Below are 16,978 nucleotides of genomic sequence, written 5' to 3'. Positions count from 1 at the left end.
ATGTCGTGACGGATATCCAACTCGGAATTGGGGCGTGGGATGCGAGACAAAGAAGAGGAACACGTCGACAGCAGCCGCCGGACATGGCTGATTGCGACATCGGTTGCGGGCGGCGTCGGTGGCGTCGCAACCGTGATACCTTTCGCGGCGTCGTTGGCGCCGTCCACCAGGGCCAAGGCGGCCGGCGCGCCGGTCGAAGTCGACATCAGCGCGCTCAAGCCGGGCGAGATGCTCACGGTTCCCTGGCGCGGCAAGCCCGTGTGGGTGCTGAATCGCACCGATGCGATGCTCGCCGACGTCGTCAAGGCGGACAAGGAAGTCGCCGATCCGCTGTCGAAATCGACGTACTCGATGCCGTTGCCCGAGTATTGCGCGAACGAATACCGGTCGAGAGCCGACCACAAGAACATTCTCGTCGTGATGGCGGTGTGCACGCACCTCGGCTGCACGCCGAGCCAGCGCTTCACGCCGGGGCCGCAGCCGAACCTTCCCGACGATTGGCCGGGCGGCTTTCTGTGCCCGTGCCACGGCTCGACCTACGACCTCGCTGGACGGGTCTTCAAGAACAAGCCGGCCCCGCAGAATCTGGACGTTCCGCCTTACATGTTCACGTCGGCCACGACGATCGTGATCGGCAAGGACGAGAAAGGAGAAGCGTAAATGGCGACCGATAACAAAGAGATCTCCACAACAGGCTTGCTCGGCTGGGTCGACCGGCGCTTTCCCCTCACTTCCACCTGGAAGCAGCATCTTTCCGAATACTACGCGCCGAAGAACTTCAACGCCTGGTATTTCTTCGGGTCGCTCGCGCTGCTCGTGCTCGTCAACCAGATCGTCACCGGCATCTTCCTGACGATGAACTACAAGCCCGATTCGGCGCTCGCGTTCGCGTCGGTCGAGTACATCATGCGCGAGGTGCCGTGGGGCTGGCTCATCCGCTACATGCACTCGACGGGCGCGTCGATGTTCTTCGTCGTCGTCTACCTTCACATGTTCCGCGGCCTGCTGTACGGCTCGTACCGCAAGCCGCGCGAGCTCGTGTGGATCTTCGGCTGCGCGATCTTCCTGTGCCTGATGGCCGAGGCGTTCTTCGGCTACCTGCTGCCGTGGGGCCAGATGTCGTTCTGGGGCGCGCAGGTGATCGTGAACCTTTTTTCGGCGATCCCGTTCATCGGCCCGGATCTGTCACTGTGGATTCGCGGCGACTACGTCGTCTCCGACGTCACGCTGAACCGCTTCTTCGCGTTCCACGTGATCGCGATTCCGCTCGTGCTGCTGCTGCTCGTCGTCGCGCACCTGATCGCGCTGCACGAAGTGGGGTCGAACAACCCGGACGGCATCGAGATCAAGGAGAAGAAGGACGAGAAGGGCGTGCCGCTCGACGGCATTCCGTTCCACCCGTACTACTCGGTGCACGACTTCTTCGGCGTCTGCGTGTTCCTGATGGTGTTCGCGCTGATCGTGTTCTTCATGCCGGAGATGGGCGGCTACTTCCTCGAAGCGAACAACTTCATCCCGGCGAACCCGCTGCAGACGCCGCCCGAGATCGCGCCCGTCTGGTACTTCACCGCGTTCTACGCGATGCTGCGCGCGACGACCGACCCGTTCAAGATCGTGCTGATGATCGTGATCGCGGCGCTCGGCCTCCTCGCGCTCGCTCGCGCGCGCGGCAAGTGGAAGATCGCGTTGCCCGTGCTCGCCGCGGCGCTCGTCGTTTTCATGTACTTCACCGAATCGAAGTTCTGGGGCGTCGTCGTGATGGGCGGGGCCGTCGTCACGCTGTTCTTCCTGCCGTGGCTCGACCGCAGCCCGGTGAAATCGATCCGCTACCGGCCGTTCTTCCACAAGGTGTTCTTCGGAATCTTCGTCATCGTGTTTTTGACGCTCGCGTTCCTCGGCACGCGACCGCCTTCGCCCGCCGCGACGCTGATCGCGCAGGTGTGCGCGCTCGTGTACTTCGCGTTCTTCCTCGGCATGCCGTTCTGGACGACGCTCGGCACCTTCAAGCAGCCGCCCGAACGCGTGCGGTTCAAATCCCATTGACGTGAGCGAGAGGGAGTTCGTATGAAGAAATTGCTTTCGACGCTCGCAATGTTTATTGTGTCGGCATGTCTGCTGACGAGCGTATCCGTGCGGGCCGAAGAGGGGGAATTTCCGCTCGACCGGGCACCCGATAACACGGAGAATCTCGTCTCCTTGCAGCATGGCGCGCAATTGTTTGTAAACTATTGCCTGAATTGCCATAGTGCGAACCTGATGCGCTACAACCGGCTGACGGATCTCGGCATCCCGCAGAAGGAGATCGAGAAGAATCTCCTGTTCGCGACCGACAAGGTCGGCAACACGATGACCGTTGCGATGCGGCCGGAAGACGCGAAGACCTGGCTCGGCGTAGCGCCGCCGGATCTTTCCGTCGAAGCGCGCGCCCGCAGCCGTGATTGGCTCTACACGTATCTGCGCACTTTTTACCGCGACGATACGCGCCCGACGGGCTGGAACAACGCCGTGTTCCCGAACGTCGGCATGCCTCATGTGCTGTGGCAGCTTCAGGGGGAGCGCAATGCAAAATTCGAGGAAAAGACGGACGAGGAAACGGGCGAGAAAGTGCGCAAGCTCGTCGGGTTCCAGCAGGTGACGCCCGGGACGCTCGCGCCGGCGGATTACGATGCCGCCGTCGGCGATCTGGTCGCGTACCTGAACTGGATGTCCGAGCCGGCGCAGCAGACCCGCAAGCGCCTCGGCGTGTGGGTGCTGCTGTTCCTTGGTGTCCTGACGTTCCTCGCATGGCGGCTCAATGCCGCCTACTGGAAAGATATCAAGTAATCACGCCGAGACTGGCGTGGGGCCAGCGCAAGGAAGAGCCTGCAAGGGGTTTTTCCGCGCGCTGGCCCTCGGCTTTTTGAGGAAACGCAAACATGATGGTTCTGTATTCCGGCACGACTTGTCCGTTCTCCCAGCGTTGCCGGCTGGTGCTGTTCGAAAAGGGCATGGATTTCGAGATTCGCGACGTCGACCTGTTCAACAAACCGGAAGACATCGCGGTGATGAATCCGTACGGACAGGTGCCGATTCTCGTCGAACGCGATCTGATCCTGTACGAATCGAACATCATCAACGAGTATATCGACGAGCGCTTCCCGCACCCGCAACTGATGCCGGCCGACCCGGTGCAGCGCGCGCGCGCGCGCCTGTTCCTGCTCAACTTCGAGAAGGAGCTGTTCGTGCACGTGAGCACGCTCGAGAACGAGAAAGGCAAGGCCGCCGAGAAGAGCCACGAGAAGGCGCGCCTCGCGATCCGCGATCGCCTGACGCAGCTCGCGCCGATCTTCCTGAAGAACAAATACATGCTTGGCGAGGAGTTCTCGATGCTCGACGTCGCGATCGCGCCGCTCCTGTGGCGTCTCGACCACTACGGGATCGAGCTGTCGAAGAACGCCGCGCCGCTGATGAAGTACGCAGAGCGGATTTTCAGCCGTCCTGCCTATATCGAAGCGCTGACGCCGTCCGAAAAGGTCATGCGTCGTTAAGCTGTATGTGACTGGGGAGCGGATGCGGCGGCATTGCGCTGCCGCGTCCGTTTTCGTTCGAGGATGGCGATGCAAGAGATTTCCACGAAGCCGTATTTGCTGCGCGCGCTGTATGAGTGGTGCACGGATAACGGGTATACGCCCCACATCGCGGTGCGGGTCGACAAGTCGACGCGCGTGCCGCGCCAGTTCGTGCGCGACGGCGAGATCGTGTTGAACATCAGCTTCGAGGCGACGAGCCAACTGCAGATGGGCAACGAATGGATCGAGTTCACCGCGCGATTCTCGGGCAAGGCGCACAAGATCGAGGTGCCCGTCGCGAACGTGCTCGCGATCTATGCGCGCGAGAACGGGCAGGGGATGGCGTTTCAGGTCGATGTCGCCGCGGATTCCGGCGATGCCGAGGGCGGCGGCGCGCTTGCTGCGGAGGAAGCGGGTGACGATGCCGGTGCTCACGTCGTTCCGGCCGAGGCGGTGCCCGAGGCCGGCGAACCGGCGGACGAACTGCCGAAGTCCGATGGTGACGGCGATGGAGCGAAAGGCAGCCGGCCTCGCCTCAAGATCGTGAAATGAGGTAGAATTTCTGGCCCAACGCCGGCTTAGCTCATCTGGTAGAGCAGTTGATTTAAATGTGTACCAAGAGCTGCTGTTGCGTTTCCTGCCCCCCGACGGTAGCATCCCTCTGCGGTTTTGCTGTTTCAGCCTATCTTTGATAGGCGAGTAGCAAGGAGGGGGTCCGGGGGAGGAAATGCCTGTGGATAAGTCTCTACTCTTGCGTTGGCGAGAGCTTCCTGCGGTCGACGTGCTCACGGCACTCGCTGACCACGCAAAGCGCGATATGTCTTACATCGCGCTCAAATCCCCTCTCTCCAGTCGATGGCATGCCCGCTACGGCAGCCACGAGTTCGAACTTCTCCTGACCGGTCCAAAGTTTTGGGATACGCGCGAGCGCAAGGGTGGCGGCGGTGCCGTGGACCTCGCAATGCACCTCGCACGGGTCGACTTCTCTGAGGCCGTTCGCCTCCTTCAAAGCTGCGGTTTGTAGAGACGGACATGAGCGTCGTCCCGACTGGAGCTAACCCACCCTACGTCGTTACATCCCCTTCACGCTTTGGTCGGCCGCGCTTCTGGTCGACGGTCTGGTCGTTAGCTAATACCGGAAAGAATTGGGCTGAAAACACGCAACTGACCCGGTTGCGGCATCTAGACAGGCTTTATCTGTACTGCGACGACAGGTTCGGCACCGAGGCACTCGATATCGCTCTCGGTGACGCCAATGCTTCGCGTGTTCACGTAATGGTCACTGACTTCTATGTCGAATTGACCTCGAACAAGAAGTATACGTTTGCTGACGTTCAGTGCTGGGATGCCGTCCGGATGTTCATCCTCCACTTCTCCCGCTACTGGGCGGTGGGGCGCGAGGAATGGCGTTCGGTCGTCTCTGCAATGACCGGTACAGGTCGTATTCGTGACCCCAAACGCGGTCGGCTTAAGTTCACTCGAGCATTACCTGACGTGACCTTGAGCGAGCTTCTGGCCGTCGCTGAGCCAGGCGCAAGCCGGAATCCATTCGCGAGCTTCGCTATCCAAGTGCGCAACTGGTTAGTCGTGCTCCTGCTGCTTCTTTGTGGCCTACGGCGTGGAGAGGCACTCCTGCTAACAGTTGACTCGTTGAAGCACGACCTCGACCGACAATCTGGTGGGGTCAAATACTGGTTGGACGTAACAACAACCGATGACGAGGACCGACGTTCATCGAGACCGGGCATCAAGACCGCCGAGTCTCATCGACAAGTTCCCATATCTGTGGACCTTGCCAGTCTTATTGAGACGTATGTAGCCGAGCATCGCCGCGACGACGGTGAGACACGCTTCCTTCTCACGGCCGAAGACGGCGTTGAGCTGTCGGAAGAAAGCGTCAATAAATTGCTGGCTCAGCTCTCCGCTGCAATTCCGCCGGCGGCCCTGCAACGATTCACCGAGCGAACCGGTGGAAAAAAACGCATCTCACCGCATGACCTGCGCCATACGTGCGCAACCGTGCGATATGGGTTGTTCATCGCAGTGGAACCGGACCGAGAGCTGGCCTTCCAGCGTATGAGGGCGTTCTTCGGTTGGTCAATCACATCTGAGATGCCCGCCCGGTATGCGCGAGCCGCCATCGAGGATGACTTGATGAAGTCGTGGACCGATGTATTCGACAAACGCGTGGACGTTCTGAGAGGGATGACCGTATGAACGGGCGCAGGGGCAAAGAAGCTATTCGCGTACCAACGCGTGACGTCTCCGGTGTCTTGAGGTGGGTGTGGCCGGCTTCTCCCAGATTCTTTAGGGTCTATGACAAGTACGCAGATGAGGAGGTCTTCCTAGAAGCGGGCGCTGAAGTGTGGACCTTGTCGGTGCAGGGAAGAAAGCAGGAGTTCCAGTTCCCATCGGAAGCGATGCGAGGACTGCAGCAAAAGTTGGTGATGCTTACGCAGGTCGAGCGCTCTCCTTCCTCGGTGTATAAATTCACGCGCTCGCTCCTGATTAACTGGCCGCTTTACGTTCGATTGCTTGAGGAAGGGCCGCAGCGCGTGCAGGAGACCTGGGACGAATGCGTACACGATATTGACACGGCGAAAGCGGCCAAGACGATTCTGAGACTTGCTATCAAATCGTTGTTGGGGGCATGGGGAGCGCGCCACGAAGACTTGGTCAAAGGACTGGACACGAGAGCCAACGCGACCCTCGGAGAACAGCGCCGAAAAATTCGACGCAGGCAAGCGCTAGTCGACGTTGCCCGACAGGCGGAGTTGATCAGGGCCTTGGACAGTCGAGCCCACGAGCCAAATTTACTAGAGCAGCAAGCCGAAGGGCTGGCCGCATTGGCACTTGCGTTCCAACACGGAATGCGTCCGGTTCAACTGCTGTCAATCAAGCTGGAGCACGTTCACAGCTTGTTGGATGCATCAGGCGACCCGGTTTGCTTGGTGTCGCTTCATGCCGCGAAGCAGAAGGACGAGGAGACTGTCAATTGCGAAATGGTGCGCCAAGTGAAGCCTGAATGGGCGCGGCCAGTTGTCTTGCTGCTGGAATATGCAAAGCGCGCCGGACGAACTCGCCTCTTCTCATCGGGTAACGGCGACGAACTTTGGTCAAAGGTTCGGCGAGTCTGCGCGGAGGTCGGAGTGAAGGTCGACTTCAATGTCAACAAGCTAAGACATTCGTCAGCCCAGGCTTTGGCGGACGCCGGCCATAGTCGGACAAGCATCCGATGGTTCTTGGGGCACTCAGGCCTAGACGCCGCGACCTCCTACGTTCAGGCGAGCCGCCACCAGGGTAACCTGATTAACGCAGCGCTAGGGGCGTCGAAGCTCTACGACAACATGATTTCGATGGCATTCGGTGAGTTCATAACCGTGGAAGAACTCAGTTGTGTTGCCGAAGAACAACAAATCGGCGGCATAGTGGGCGACAGGCTCATCGCCGGCATTGGACGTTGTCGTACTAAGCAAAGTGCGTGTAATTACGACCCCGTCATCTCCTGCTATGGCTGTCACAAGTACATCCCAGCATTGAATCCAGCGGCGCACATGGAGGCGATAGCTGGGATGCGAGAGCAAGTCATCGTATTTGTGAAAGCCCGTGACGAGGCAAGTCCCTCCTACCTTCAAATGATGAAGGCCCTGGCCGGCGCGCAACGCGCGCTGGATGATTCTCGACGGATTCTCGGAGCCGCTCATGGCTAAGCGCTCACTTTTGAGTAAATCGTCGGGCGGCCCGCCCACCAGTTACGTTGACTTCATCGCGCGTATGCGCCGCTTCGTAGAGTCGAAGGGCATGACGTGGGCGATACCCGTTGCCAAAGACGGTAGCGTTCACAAAGCCGATGACTGGGACCTACGTTTGCTGACCGACAGCCACGCGCGATTCGCCGCGCGTACAAATGGTTTCGCAATTGACGCCGACCTGCGCGAGGCGGCCATCGAGGCTGGCTGGGCCCTTGCTCATTTACCTGAGGGAGAGGTGCTGAGCCACGACGTTCAAGAGTTCATTAAGGCGCTCATTGCCTACCGCTGCAAGCAACACATGGTGGCACGGAGTGTTCGACACGAAACGTCGGTCTGGCGCAAATTCTTCTCTGTGGTGCGCAAGGCTCCTTGGGATTTGAACACCGATGACTTCAATCGATTCATGGCGCTCAAGGAGTGGGATGACAAGGTGGTGGCGACGCTCAGCGTACTTGCAACTGCAATAAACGAGAACATGCTGTCCGAGAATATCCCGCTTGCAGCCGAAGTCCGCGCGAAGGCTGCGACGCGCCTTCAATCTTACTTGGATGAACGTCGCTACTCGGAAAAGCTGCCCGACCCGAAATCGCTGCATGAATTGGTTCGCATCGTCTTCCAGGAAGCTCCTGTTGGGCACCAGGACCGCATCCGCTTCTACGCTATTCGGTTGCTTTTGTTTACCGGCCTGAGGATTAACGAAGTGCTGATGCTGCCAGCAGATTGCCTACGCTGGGAGACTCACGTGGATGTTGTAACCGGCAAAGATGCCGGCGACATTGGCGGAGTTAGCCGTACACTTCGACTGCGCTACTTTGGTGAAAAGCGGAATGAGGGGCGGCCCGACTTGCTCGTGGAAGACCATCAGTTCGTGCCTGAGCAATTCCAACGTATCGTTGTTGAAGCTGTCGAGGGTGCATTAGCAGCAACGGCGGTTCTGCGCGCCCATCTGAAGCGCTATCCTGAAGGTTCACGGCAATTCAAGACTTCGAGCGGCGAAGAGCTGTCGGTGGCAGACCTCCTATTTCTCGTCCTCTTTCGAGGGACTGGCGAATTGCCGGCGGTCATCTCAACCGACGCAGACATCGAGGTCGCAGCAGAGTCCTCCTTCTATGCGTTCCTGTGCTATCGAGGTGACGGGACGAGCACTATCTTCACCCGATATGGGAAAGCGCCAGACCTCGAGAGCCTGAAAATAAACCCGCACTCGCTGCGACATTTGATGAACACGGAATTCTTCCGGCTCAACATCCCAGACACTGTCATCACGCATCACTTCGGCAGGACGACAGTGGTACAAAGTCACGAGTACGACCACCGGAGCCTGAGCGAGCAACTCTCCTTCGTTGAGTTGCCGAAAGGCGCCCAAACCATCATCGCGCCGGGCAGCGTCCAGGAGACGGTGGCAAAAATGGTTCTGTCAGGCTTTGCTGGGCTTAGTCACGTTGCCGAATCGTTCAAAAAAATCCAGCAGGAGCACGGTGACGAGGCGGCGTTCACGTATTTGGCAGCGACGTCAGACGGATTCCACGCGACCCCTTACGGCTTCTGTACCACCAGCTTTGCGGTGAATCCCTGTGTGCGGCATCTGAAGTGCTTCCACAAATGCAAACGCTATGTTCCTAGCGGTCTTCCAGAGCATCGCATTACGTTGGAGGAGCTGCGTGGCAAGCTCTCCGTGATGCGGAATAAGGCTGCGGCGAAGCCGGCGAACTCGATTGGTCGCAAGAACCAGATTGCGCACGCAGACGAACTCATTGCGGGAGTCGACGCCGCACTTAGCGCACAGCCCGGTGAAATCGTGTTTCCTGAAGGTCGAGATTACTCTGAACCGGAGGAGGACGTGTTCGCATGAAACCACGAGCCGACGACGATAACACCCAGCTTGCTGGGATTCTGGATAATCTGCTTGCTTCGGACGTCGATATCACGGTTCGCGAAGTCGCGAGGCGCCACCCTTCGCTGCGCAATGCATCGGCATTCACCCGCGACGCCGAACGTATGAAGCTAATTCAGCAGGCCCAGGCGCGGCAGACGCACTTACGTACGACGCTCAACCCACATGCCGTGCGCGCCCTGACTTTGGCTGAAAAGCTTGATGTGAAATCAGAACACGTCATGGAACTCGAAGGTCAGGTGCGCGCATTGGTCGCATCTCACGCGGCCTGCATCCAAGCGGTCATGGCGTCGGGCGGTATGGCAGCCCTCGAGCGCTTCTGGAAGGAATACAAGGCCATCGGCGACTCGTTGCGGACAGTCAGCGCGTTTCCTGATAGTGCGGAGGTCTTGACGCTGCGTCGCGACAAGCCTTGAGAGGGCTGTAGCAAATCGACCTTTGTTTGTAGGTCCAGGGCAGACGGCGCGCCATTTAAGTGTCGATTATGGTATCGCTGCTGCACGGGGAGCACCTTGATTGGGCTAAAACGGCTGTCCTACAGGCCGGATGACTCCATCCTTTCCTCATCAAACACCTCACTACCTTGGCCCCAACGAACTCGCTGACGTCCTTGGCGTTTCCATCCGGACAATCATCCTGCGAGCAAGACACCGCCCTTGGCTGCTTCCGCCGCGCGCCCAACTGTTGGACCGAGACTTACTGCGGTGGCGGCAGGATGTTTTGAAGCAAAGGATTGCTCCTGTAGCAGCAAGGGGGCCGGGAGCGTGACGACGTTTCGATGACTGTGCCAAATAAATGAAGTGCCTATTTCCGGCAACACGCTAGGGCCCTGTTGCGAGCTTGTTTGCACTATGGCGATTCAATCAGGCGACGAACGTCGCCGTCACCATCCTAAAGTCGCTTTCCACTAGACGGAAAAACATCCCTTAGATAGCTTGGTGTGCCCTACTTCGCTTCCTTGTTGTCTTCAGCCTGCAGCTCTTCCGCCCGATGAATCAGTTTGGACAGCGGGATGCCAAGCCCGGTCGATACGGACTCCAGCGTAACAAGATGCGCGGGTCTAGTGCCCCGTTCAATGTGGCTAACGGCTGTCCAATGCAAGCCTGCTCGTTCTGCCAACTGGGACTGGGTCAATTTCTGACGCTCGCGGGCCGCGCGCACGACTTGCCCGAAGGCCTCCACTAGCTGCATGAGTAACCGGAAGATATGAAAGACGACAGTCTTCCGGCGATGCGCGCTTGCGTACATAGCGCAAACGTATAAAATATAGCGCAAACGTCATATTTCGACCTAAAATGACGTTTTTCTTGCCTCGATGTGTTCCGCTCAGCCCGTGTTTGGCGCGGCGTCGATTCGGGCCACGCTGAAACCACAAAATGGGAAGAACGGCCGGCGAGCGTTTCTGAACATCTTTACTGCGTCACGGAGGCAGCTTTGAAGACACGACCGCTCTCGCATCTTTGTCCGTCAGCATCGGCTACGCAGTCGCGTCTAGGCGTCCATGCAGAGGAAGCGCCGGTCGTGTGCGCGTCTCCGCAACAGGCAATCGAGTAATGGTCGCGCACATGGTCCGCCCCGTGTCAATCCGGTGGAGAGTAGAACTTTTTGACTGGCGCATCGTAACGACGGCTACTGGGTCCTGTCATTTCGTCGGTCGCAGGACAACACATTTATGGGGACGAGTTCCGCAATCGAATCGTCTAACCCAGCAGGACAGTTTGGCCTTACGCGCTCGGACACTCTTTACGTTCTTGAGGGGCCCAGCGCGTTTTCGTCGGCGGCGCACGCTGTGTGGCTGCTGTGGTGCGCTAGGCATGGGCTGGAAAGCTGAGTCGACGTCACTGGCAAATGGATTTCGAAGACGGTAGCCGGAGACCACGCTTCGTTGCCGAACCCGGACGCAAACGCCGACGGAAGCCCTACATCAGGACGTCACCGGAATAAGCACGCTGGCGGTACTGAGGGAAGCTGTGGCCAATTGGTCGCGATGCAAGAGGAGCAGGAATGTCTGTTTATGCAGTAGACCACACAACGTTTCGGCAGGGCGAGGACATCGCTATTTGCGTGTGTGTCGGTCGGTTCGGCTCCAACTTACGGTGGGCGCAGGAGCTTTACACCCGTTGCATACAGCACGGTGGTGCTCCAGACATCTGGGCGGACGCATATCACGCTCTATACCGATATGAAAGCGCTCACCTCTTATCAGATGGCGGTCCGGAAGCAGAAATTAGGCGCGCACCATCGACAAAGCGAGACCGTGTAGCGCATGTTACTTGCTTCGTCGAGCGCGAGCGAGCAAGTGTGCAAAATGCGGCCGCACGCTTTACTGTGTCCGTTGACGCCGTAGGACGGGTACGCGGGGAAGCTGTTGCGACCGGCCAGCGGGCGGTAAAAATCGCGCGCATGCGGGTGGACCCATCGCATTCTGCTTCGGAAATAGGTCTCTCCGTGCTGCTCTATCTGGCTAGCAGAGAGTACCACCCGGCTTTCGCGGACTTCATGCAACGTATGCGGCGGGGAGACTCGCTTTAAAGCACACATGTTTTGGACTGCTTGCGTTTAGCGGGTCGGAAGTTCATGTGGCAGCGAGGAGATATCGCTGCCGATGGTTCCATCAATCAATGGGTCTGTCGACTGACGACAAGATGAAACTGGAAACTCGTGTCGTGCGCTCCATCCGCAGGCGTAAAAGCGTTGTCATTCTCCGCTCGGAGGTGTCGGGAGTGGGAAGCCAGTCGCAGTTGACTCGCGTGCTAGCCAAGCTGGACCACTGGCCGACGGCGTATAACCCGGCGGATTCAGGTGGGTAGCAGGAGAGTTGTGTACGAGCACGTTAGTAAGAACTCGCCATGAGGCGAATCGAGAGGCGAGAGGATTAGCGATGTGCGATGCCTTGGGTTTGTCGCAACGTAGCGCTTCGGTGCAGACGGACGTCGCGGTGTATCTGGGTGACTGCAGTGGCGATAGCTTAAGCATAGTGTGCGATGGGACTTCAATGGAATGCGAAGGGTCGACGTGGCAGCGTGCGCTACTGGCCCTTGCCTCTCCGACGCCACGTGGCCCATATCCGGTGTCGGACCGCTTCACGATTTTCGTGCACGAGTTGTCCAATCATGCAACGGGCGACGCTCGCGCAATAGCCACATTTCGAATTGACGTGCGATGCGAGGGGAGGCTTGCGTACGCGAGCGTGCGAACTGCGCAGTCGGTCGCGGAATTCCCAGCAATCTCGTACGTGATTGGCGACGACGTGGTTACTACTGCGCGTCGCGCGTTCGAGACTGCACTGCGTCATGAATTCAATGCGGTTAGCTTCCGACCTCCTGACTCTCGTGGAAAGGGCGTCATTTAACGACCGCATAACATTAAAAATTGGTGCCAACATGCATATGACGATTGCGGAATTGGCTCAGAGGCTTTTTGTAAGACGCAGCTACGTGCGTAGATTGCTCGATGAGGGCCAGCTGCCGACAACGCCGGGACCGGACGGGGAGCCAGTGGTTGAGTGGGACGTGGCGGAGCAGTACATTGCCGCCGCGAAAGTCCGCCAGGGCCAGGCCTTTGAGGAATACATGCATGTGTCCGGCGAGCAGCTCGAGCTAGAGCTGCTGAATTTGCACTTCAACGAGTACATGCACGTGGCCCGTCGAACAACCGCGGAAGCAGTGGTACGTGTTCGCTGCGCTTATGAGGCAATGTACGAAGTCATGCGGTTCAGTGTGAGCGCGGACGACATTGGAGCAATGGACCAGCCCGACGCGTTCGCGCGAGCAGTCGTTGAGCGTGCAGCGACGGCGTTACAGTTGACGCAGGACGAAGCCCGTCAAGCGCTGACGCTGAACGAATGGAGCCTGACAGGGGTGCCGGCGGAGCCGCCGATTGCGGCCGATGCAGCGGTACAGCTCGCGGAACGCGTGCTTGCGGCTTTGCTCGCCTGCCGGGGGTGCGAATGAGCGTACCCGCGCCGCGTCGGACGGGCGCCTGCTCATGCTTGATTTCGATGGCGTTCACCACCACGAGTCCGTGTATTTGCTCCACCGGCGTGGCCCCGTTCTGCTGGACGCACCAGGCCACCGTCTCTTTGAGCACTGCCAACTGCTCGAGCAAACGCTTGAGCCGTACCCGGACGCGCGCATAGTGCTGTCGACAAGCTGGGTGCGGCGCTACCGCAGGAGTATCCACCGTGTGGCACGCCGGCTGACGCACGGGCTGCAGGCAAGGGTGGTTGGCGCGACGTATCACTCGAGGATGGACCCGGCAGAGTTCGCGGCTGCGCCGCGCGGCATGCAAATCTGGAGCGATGTACTTCGCCGCAAACCGAAGGCGTGGCTGGCTCTTGACGATGATTGGCTGCATTGGCCGTCGTGGTGCAGGGAGAATTTGATTCGGACCGACCCCGTGCTCGGCATAAGCGCGCCGGGCGTGCTCGCGGAACTGAAAACGAAATTGGCCGCAATGCATGTGTGAGCCGTCGTGCTAAGCACGGAAGAATACAAACCGAGGATGAGCCGATGCTGACAATTTCCATTTACGACGGCGAGTACGACGGTGACGTCAATGCACTCACGCATTTGTGCGACATTGAGGGCAGCGCTGTGCCGGACGACCGACCACCCTTTTCCGTGCTGGGAGAAACGCTGCGGGTGCTCGAGCTGTGCGAGGAGCGATACAGCACACCTCCGCTTAGCGGCACCAGCTTTACGGCGTTTATCGGACGCAAGGACGGGCGCGACGTGACGCCGCTGGTGCGGCTCGATGGTTATGTCCGCGATGGATGCGCGAGCGCCACGGTAGTCGGCCCGGGTTCGCGATGGGACACCGAGCCCGTGTATTGCACCCCGGGCGATGACGCAGTAGCTATTGTGCGCAAACTGCTCGAACCAAGCAGATGATTGGAGGCAAATAATGCTGCGCGTGACCGTAGAACTGTGGCCGGACGGACGTGAGTCAGGTCGCCGCGTGATAGCAACGGCAGACATAGGTCGCGTTGCCGATGGAGTGCACGCGGACTATGAGGCCAGGCTGACCGAATCGCCCATTGGTAGCGTAGGCACGGGGCATGTGCGTGCGTACCCGCGCTGGTCAGCATCGATTTGGGACCTCGTCGCGCGCAGCATCGCCGCTGCGCTTGGCGGCAATGCCGACGAGATGCCGCCGCGTCCCGCACTGCCGGACGTTCCGGTGCACATTAGCGACGGACTGCGCTACGTGCGACTGCGCGAAATACCAGAGCCCGCGCGGACCTTTTTCCGGCGCCGCATTGAAGGCAGCACGCGCCCCGTAATAGCCGACGACCCGGAGCCGATGGACTGCGCATACGTGTGGGATTGGGAGGGCTTCCTAGGCGGTGGCGAGTCGCTGCTGGAGTCTCGTCTGAAGTCCGTAGGTCATGCAGTGAAGGTCAATTTCGACGACCTGTGATACGCACGTGCGTGGTGACACCTTTCTCACCACTTCTCATCAAATTTGAGAACATTCCGGGGTAATCCGGCCCCACAATTGCTGTATTTTTTGCAGAAAGTACAGTACCGCGAAAGCCTTGTCACGCAAGGCGCAGCGGGGAGTACATGTTCGTGCATACAGCCTGATTTTTTGTACAACTCACGCCTGTCCCCCTTTGTTGTGTTCAAGTTTTTTGTAAGCCTGGACGACAAACAGTTGCCGGCATGGGGCCGGCACGGGTGAGAGCCCGGTGCACTCCAGACGGAAAGGCACTTGTCATTGTCAAAAGCGGGCAGCGCCTCCGTTTCCGCGAACGCTGCCTTGAGCATTTCCTGCAGCTTCATTTCGCGCGCACGTCACCCTTGGCCTCACCAAACTCCTGCAAAGCGGTCAGGACCTTAGTTGCAGCTGCAAGGAAGCCGTAGCTGCGCATCGGCACTGCCCGCTCATCGCGTTGCCGTAAGCATCGCGACACATTGCCAGCGCAAAACCCACGGCGTTACCAGTTGCTCCATTCATGCCAAGATGGCCAGCGGCATGGCGGAATACCAGAAGCTGGGCTTGTTGCCGAAGGATGTGCTTACGTCCTTCAATGAGAACGACCTGCCGCAGGAAACGTAACCACATGGCGTGTGCGCGGCAGACGTTACGCGAGAGAGAAGGGGCTACACAGCGTGAACTGTGCAGCCCTTTTTGACTCCGCAGTTCGATGCACGCGGTGTCGTCGTGTCAGCCATCCGCTCGTCCGTTCTTTCTCTCATACACTACGGTTTTGCTGCCGACTTGAATTTTACGGCGTATCCGGCGCGCGCCCGTGCTGACCACGCCGTTCATTGGAATTTGAGTTGTTGTCCCAGTGTTGTACTCACGCGTGAGTCGTCCGGGCTGAACTTCGATGTTCAGCTTTTTGAAGACTTCTGCTGCGATGGTCTCAAATGGCGCCGCAGGCGACAGCTTGCCTGTAAATTTATTGACGCGCGTTTTGGCGTACACGCCTTTGCTAACACGCACGAGCGCACCATTGGCAACAAGTTTCGCAAGTACCCGGCCGACTTGTGCGGTGCTACCAAACGGGGCGACCTCGGAGCACAAAATGACGATGCTTTTGCGTTGCCGGATTGAGCGGACGATGCGGTCTTCGAGAGTCATTTACCCCCTCCTTTCTCCAGTGCGCCTCGTCTTGAGGTCACTACGACTCTACATGGATAAGAAAGCGAGACAGCTCGTCTGCAAGTCGCGCGGCTGTGCCCGGATTTGGCATTGTTCACTCGCCCCCACCTCAGCCCCCTGTTCGTCAACCGGCGACAAGGTACTCGAGAAATCATACTCAACGTTTTTCAGAAAGTGACTCAGTTTCTGCACGAATCACCCGCGACAAATCAAGTCCCTGGTAGCAGACTTTGTCGATTGCCTCAATGAGCGCTTGGTCAGGGAAGATGCGCCGGTTCCGCCCATCTTTCTTGCCATAACGGCGCGTCATCGCGACCTGTGCATGCCCCATGAGGGCTCGACGCACATCCTCAGGAACACCGGCAGCAGTCGCGGCGTCCTCGAAGCTGTTCCGGAAGGAGTGAAATACATATGCAGGGTCGTCTACGACATGCTTATCAATGTATTCATTGACCCAAGTCGAGAACATATGCGTTTGGTTCTCTTTGCTCCCGTAGCGCAGCCCCAGAAAGAGGGGTTCGGTTGCGCTTCGGCTAGTCCGTTGCTCCACGAAGTATTCAACGAACCCGAGCCATTCGAGCTCGCGGTGCAAGGGTATTTCGCGAAGTCCCGCATCCGTTTTGCTTCGCCCTATACGCAACCAGTATCGGTCCGAACGCGTGCTCAATGCTCCACATACCAGACTGCCGGCTTCCTCGAGGCGCATACCTTCAAACAGTGCCAGCAACGGCACCCAGAAAGCGGCGTCGCGGCCGCCCTTTGCGGGGCGCAGTCCGCGGGAATGCACAGGGCCGTCAAAAAATGCTTGAAGCTGGCTAACGGAAAAAGGTTGGAACGAGTGAACAGATTTTTCGGAAACTTCAATTTTCACCGACTCGAATGCCATGCTCACGTTGAGGGGGACGCGGTTTTCCGCAGCCGCCGTTTTGAGGATTGACCGCACGAGCGAGAGGCTCGACTTCGCCCGCCCGCGCGACAGGTATGAAAGAAGCGAGGTCCTGAAAAGCATCGCATCGGCTAGTGTCAAATCGCATGGGCTCTTGTCGTGAGTGCGCTCGCGCAGCCGTTTGACGGCAAGGGCGGCCTCGTATCTGCTGGCAGGTTTCGGAACCCGTGCCGCTGCCCACGTTGCCTGCATGACGGCCCATTCGTCCTCGTCCAAGGCGCCTGGC

The 16,978-nt window shown here is 58.8% G+C and carries 16 protein-coding genes; 14 read left to right on the top strand and 2 right to left on the bottom strand.

What is annotated here, in order from left to right; genetic code table 11:
* Nucleotides 1-39 precede the first annotated feature (39 nt).
* The 14 genes from petA (at nucleotide 40) to WT16_RS33730 (ending at nucleotide 15,257) form a co-directional block, all read left to right on the top strand.
* On the top strand, nucleotides 40-660 hold the full coding sequence (gene petA, locus WT16_RS15510) for a ubiquinol-cytochrome c reductase iron-sulfur subunit (RefSeq protein WP_009913762.1): 621 nt from the start codon (nucleotides 40-42) through the stop codon (nucleotides 658-660).
* Entirely contained in the window at nucleotides 661-2,043 is a 1,383-nt protein-coding gene (locus WT16_RS15505) for a cytochrome bc complex cytochrome b subunit (protein ID WP_009913761.1), read from the top strand.
* Between the two features lie 21 nt (nucleotides 2,044-2,064).
* The gene (locus WT16_RS15500; RefSeq protein ID WP_015601600.1) at nucleotides 2,065-2,823 is read left to right on the top strand and encodes a cytochrome c1; all 759 of its coding nucleotides are present in this window, start codon (nucleotides 2,065-2,067) and stop codon (nucleotides 2,821-2,823) included.
* Nucleotides 2,824-2,915: 92 nt separating this feature from the next.
* On the top strand, nucleotides 2,916-3,527 hold the full coding sequence (locus WT16_RS15495; RefSeq protein ID WP_004185176.1) for a glutathione S-transferase N-terminal domain-containing protein: 612 nt from the start codon (nucleotides 2,916-2,918) through the stop codon (nucleotides 3,525-3,527).
* Between the two features lie 69 nt (nucleotides 3,528-3,596).
* Nucleotides 3,597-4,100, top strand: a complete 504-nt coding sequence (locus tag WT16_RS15490) for a ClpXP protease specificity-enhancing factor (protein WP_043283306.1) — start codon at nucleotides 3,597-3,599, stop codon at nucleotides 4,098-4,100.
* A gap of 480 nt (nucleotides 4,101-4,580) precedes the next feature.
* Complete coding sequence (locus WT16_RS15480) at nucleotides 4,581-5,765, top strand: tyrosine-type recombinase/integrase (protein WP_231892070.1); 1,185 nt, start codon at nucleotides 4,581-4,583, stop codon at nucleotides 5,763-5,765.
* Nucleotides 5,762-7,258 carry a tyrosine-type recombinase/integrase gene (locus tag WT16_RS15475; RefSeq protein WP_063533655.1) on the top strand — a complete coding sequence of 499 codons (1,497 nt, stop codon included), beginning with the start codon at nucleotides 5,762-5,764 and terminating at the stop codon, nucleotides 7,256-7,258. Before WT16_RS15480 ends, WT16_RS15475 begins: the two co-directional genes overlap by 4 nt.
* Nucleotides 7,251-9,152: a hypothetical protein gene (locus WT16_RS15470; RefSeq protein ID WP_156521447.1), complete on the top strand. Its 1,902-nt coding sequence runs from the start codon at nucleotides 7,251-7,253 to the stop codon at nucleotides 9,150-9,152. Before WT16_RS15475 ends, WT16_RS15470 begins: the two co-directional genes overlap by 8 nt.
* Nucleotides 9,149-9,610: a hypothetical protein gene (locus WT16_RS15465; protein ID WP_156521446.1), complete on the top strand. Its 462-nt coding sequence runs from the start codon at nucleotides 9,149-9,151 to the stop codon at nucleotides 9,608-9,610. The genes WT16_RS15470 and WT16_RS15465 overlap by 4 nt, the downstream gene beginning before the upstream one ends.
* A gap of 2,967 nt (nucleotides 9,611-12,577) precedes the next feature.
* The gene (locus tag WT16_RS15455; protein ID WP_156521445.1) at nucleotides 12,578-13,147 is read left to right on the top strand and encodes a hypothetical protein; all 570 of its coding nucleotides are present in this window, start codon (nucleotides 12,578-12,580) and stop codon (nucleotides 13,145-13,147) included.
* 34 nt (nucleotides 13,148-13,181) lie between these two features.
* Complete coding sequence (locus WT16_RS15450; protein ID WP_063533651.1) at nucleotides 13,182-13,661, top strand: HAD domain-containing protein; 480 nt, start codon at nucleotides 13,182-13,184, stop codon at nucleotides 13,659-13,661.
* A gap of 44 nt (nucleotides 13,662-13,705) precedes the next feature.
* Nucleotides 13,706-14,086 (top strand): hypothetical protein, encoded by a 381-nt coding sequence (locus WT16_RS15445; protein WP_063533650.1) that lies wholly within the window; start codon nucleotides 13,706-13,708, stop codon nucleotides 14,084-14,086.
* A gap of 13 nt (nucleotides 14,087-14,099) precedes the next feature.
* Nucleotides 14,100-14,615, top strand: coding sequence for a hypothetical protein (locus WT16_RS15440; protein WP_231892069.1), 516 nt, complete (start codon nucleotides 14,100-14,102; stop codon nucleotides 14,613-14,615).
* A 423-nt stretch (nucleotides 14,616-15,038) separates the two neighbouring features.
* Nucleotides 15,039-15,257, top strand: coding sequence for a hypothetical protein (locus WT16_RS33730; RefSeq protein WP_156521444.1), 219 nt, complete (start codon nucleotides 15,039-15,041; stop codon nucleotides 15,255-15,257).
* Between the two features lie 108 nt (nucleotides 15,258-15,365).
* Here WT16_RS33730 and WT16_RS31445 read toward each other — a convergent pair whose 3' ends face one another.
* Nucleotides 15,366-15,785 carry a DUF6088 family protein gene (locus tag WT16_RS31445; RefSeq protein WP_082874823.1) on the bottom strand — a complete coding sequence of 140 codons (420 nt, stop codon included), beginning with the start codon at nucleotides 15,783-15,785 and terminating at the stop codon, nucleotides 15,366-15,368.
* A 178-nt stretch (nucleotides 15,786-15,963) separates the two neighbouring features.
* Nucleotides 15,964-16,968 carry a tyrosine-type recombinase/integrase gene (locus tag WT16_RS31440; protein ID WP_082874822.1) on the bottom strand — a complete coding sequence of 335 codons (1,005 nt, stop codon included), beginning with the start codon at nucleotides 16,966-16,968 and terminating at the stop codon, nucleotides 15,964-15,966.
* Between the last annotated feature and the right edge of the window lie 10 nt (nucleotides 16,969-16,978).

Source organism: Burkholderia sp. MSMB1589WGS (assembly GCF_001636105.1).
GTDB classification, from domain to species: Bacteria; Pseudomonadota; Gammaproteobacteria; order Burkholderiales; family Burkholderiaceae; genus Burkholderia; species Burkholderia humptydooensis.
This window is presented reverse-complemented; position numbering and strand designations above follow the sequence as displayed.

Excerpts from the sequence above, each read along its gene's own strand:
- petA (WP_009913762.1), top strand. The coding sequence starts at position 40 with ATGCGAGACAAAGAAGAGGAACACGTCGACAGCAGCCGCCGGACATGG.
- WT16_RS15505 (WP_009913761.1), top strand. The coding sequence starts at position 661 with ATGGCGACCGATAACAAAGAGATCTCCACAACAGGCTTGCTCGGCTGG.
- WT16_RS15500 (WP_015601600.1), top strand. The coding sequence starts at position 2,065 with ATGAAGAAATTGCTTTCGACGCTCGCAATGTTTATTGTGTCGGCATGT.
- WT16_RS15495 (WP_004185176.1), top strand. The coding sequence starts at position 2,916 with ATGATGGTTCTGTATTCCGGCACGACTTGTCCGTTCTCCCAGCGTTGC.
- WT16_RS15490 (WP_043283306.1), top strand. The coding sequence starts at position 3,597 with ATGCAAGAGATTTCCACGAAGCCGTATTTGCTGCGCGCGCTGTATGAG.
- WT16_RS15480 (WP_231892070.1), top strand. The coding sequence starts at position 4,581 with ATGAGCGTCGTCCCGACTGGAGCTAACCCACCCTACGTCGTTACATCC.
- WT16_RS15475 (WP_063533655.1), top strand. The coding sequence starts at position 5,762 with ATGAACGGGCGCAGGGGCAAAGAAGCTATTCGCGTACCAACGCGTGAC.
- WT16_RS15470 (WP_156521447.1), top strand. The coding sequence starts at position 7,251 with ATGGCTAAGCGCTCACTTTTGAGTAAATCGTCGGGCGGCCCGCCCACC.
- WT16_RS15465 (WP_156521446.1), top strand. The coding sequence starts at position 9,149 with ATGAAACCACGAGCCGACGACGATAACACCCAGCTTGCTGGGATTCTG.
- WT16_RS15455 (WP_156521445.1), top strand. The coding sequence starts at position 12,578 with ATGCATATGACGATTGCGGAATTGGCTCAGAGGCTTTTTGTAAGACGC.
- WT16_RS15450 (WP_063533651.1), top strand. The coding sequence starts at position 13,182 with ATGCTTGATTTCGATGGCGTTCACCACCACGAGTCCGTGTATTTGCTC.
- WT16_RS15445 (WP_063533650.1), top strand. The coding sequence starts at position 13,706 with ATGCTGACAATTTCCATTTACGACGGCGAGTACGACGGTGACGTCAAT.
- WT16_RS15440 (WP_231892069.1), top strand. The coding sequence starts at position 14,100 with ATGCTGCGCGTGACCGTAGAACTGTGGCCGGACGGACGTGAGTCAGGT.
- WT16_RS31445 (WP_082874823.1), bottom strand. The coding sequence starts at position 15,785 with ATGACTCTCGAAGACCGCATCGTCCGCTCAATCCGGCAACGCAAAAGC.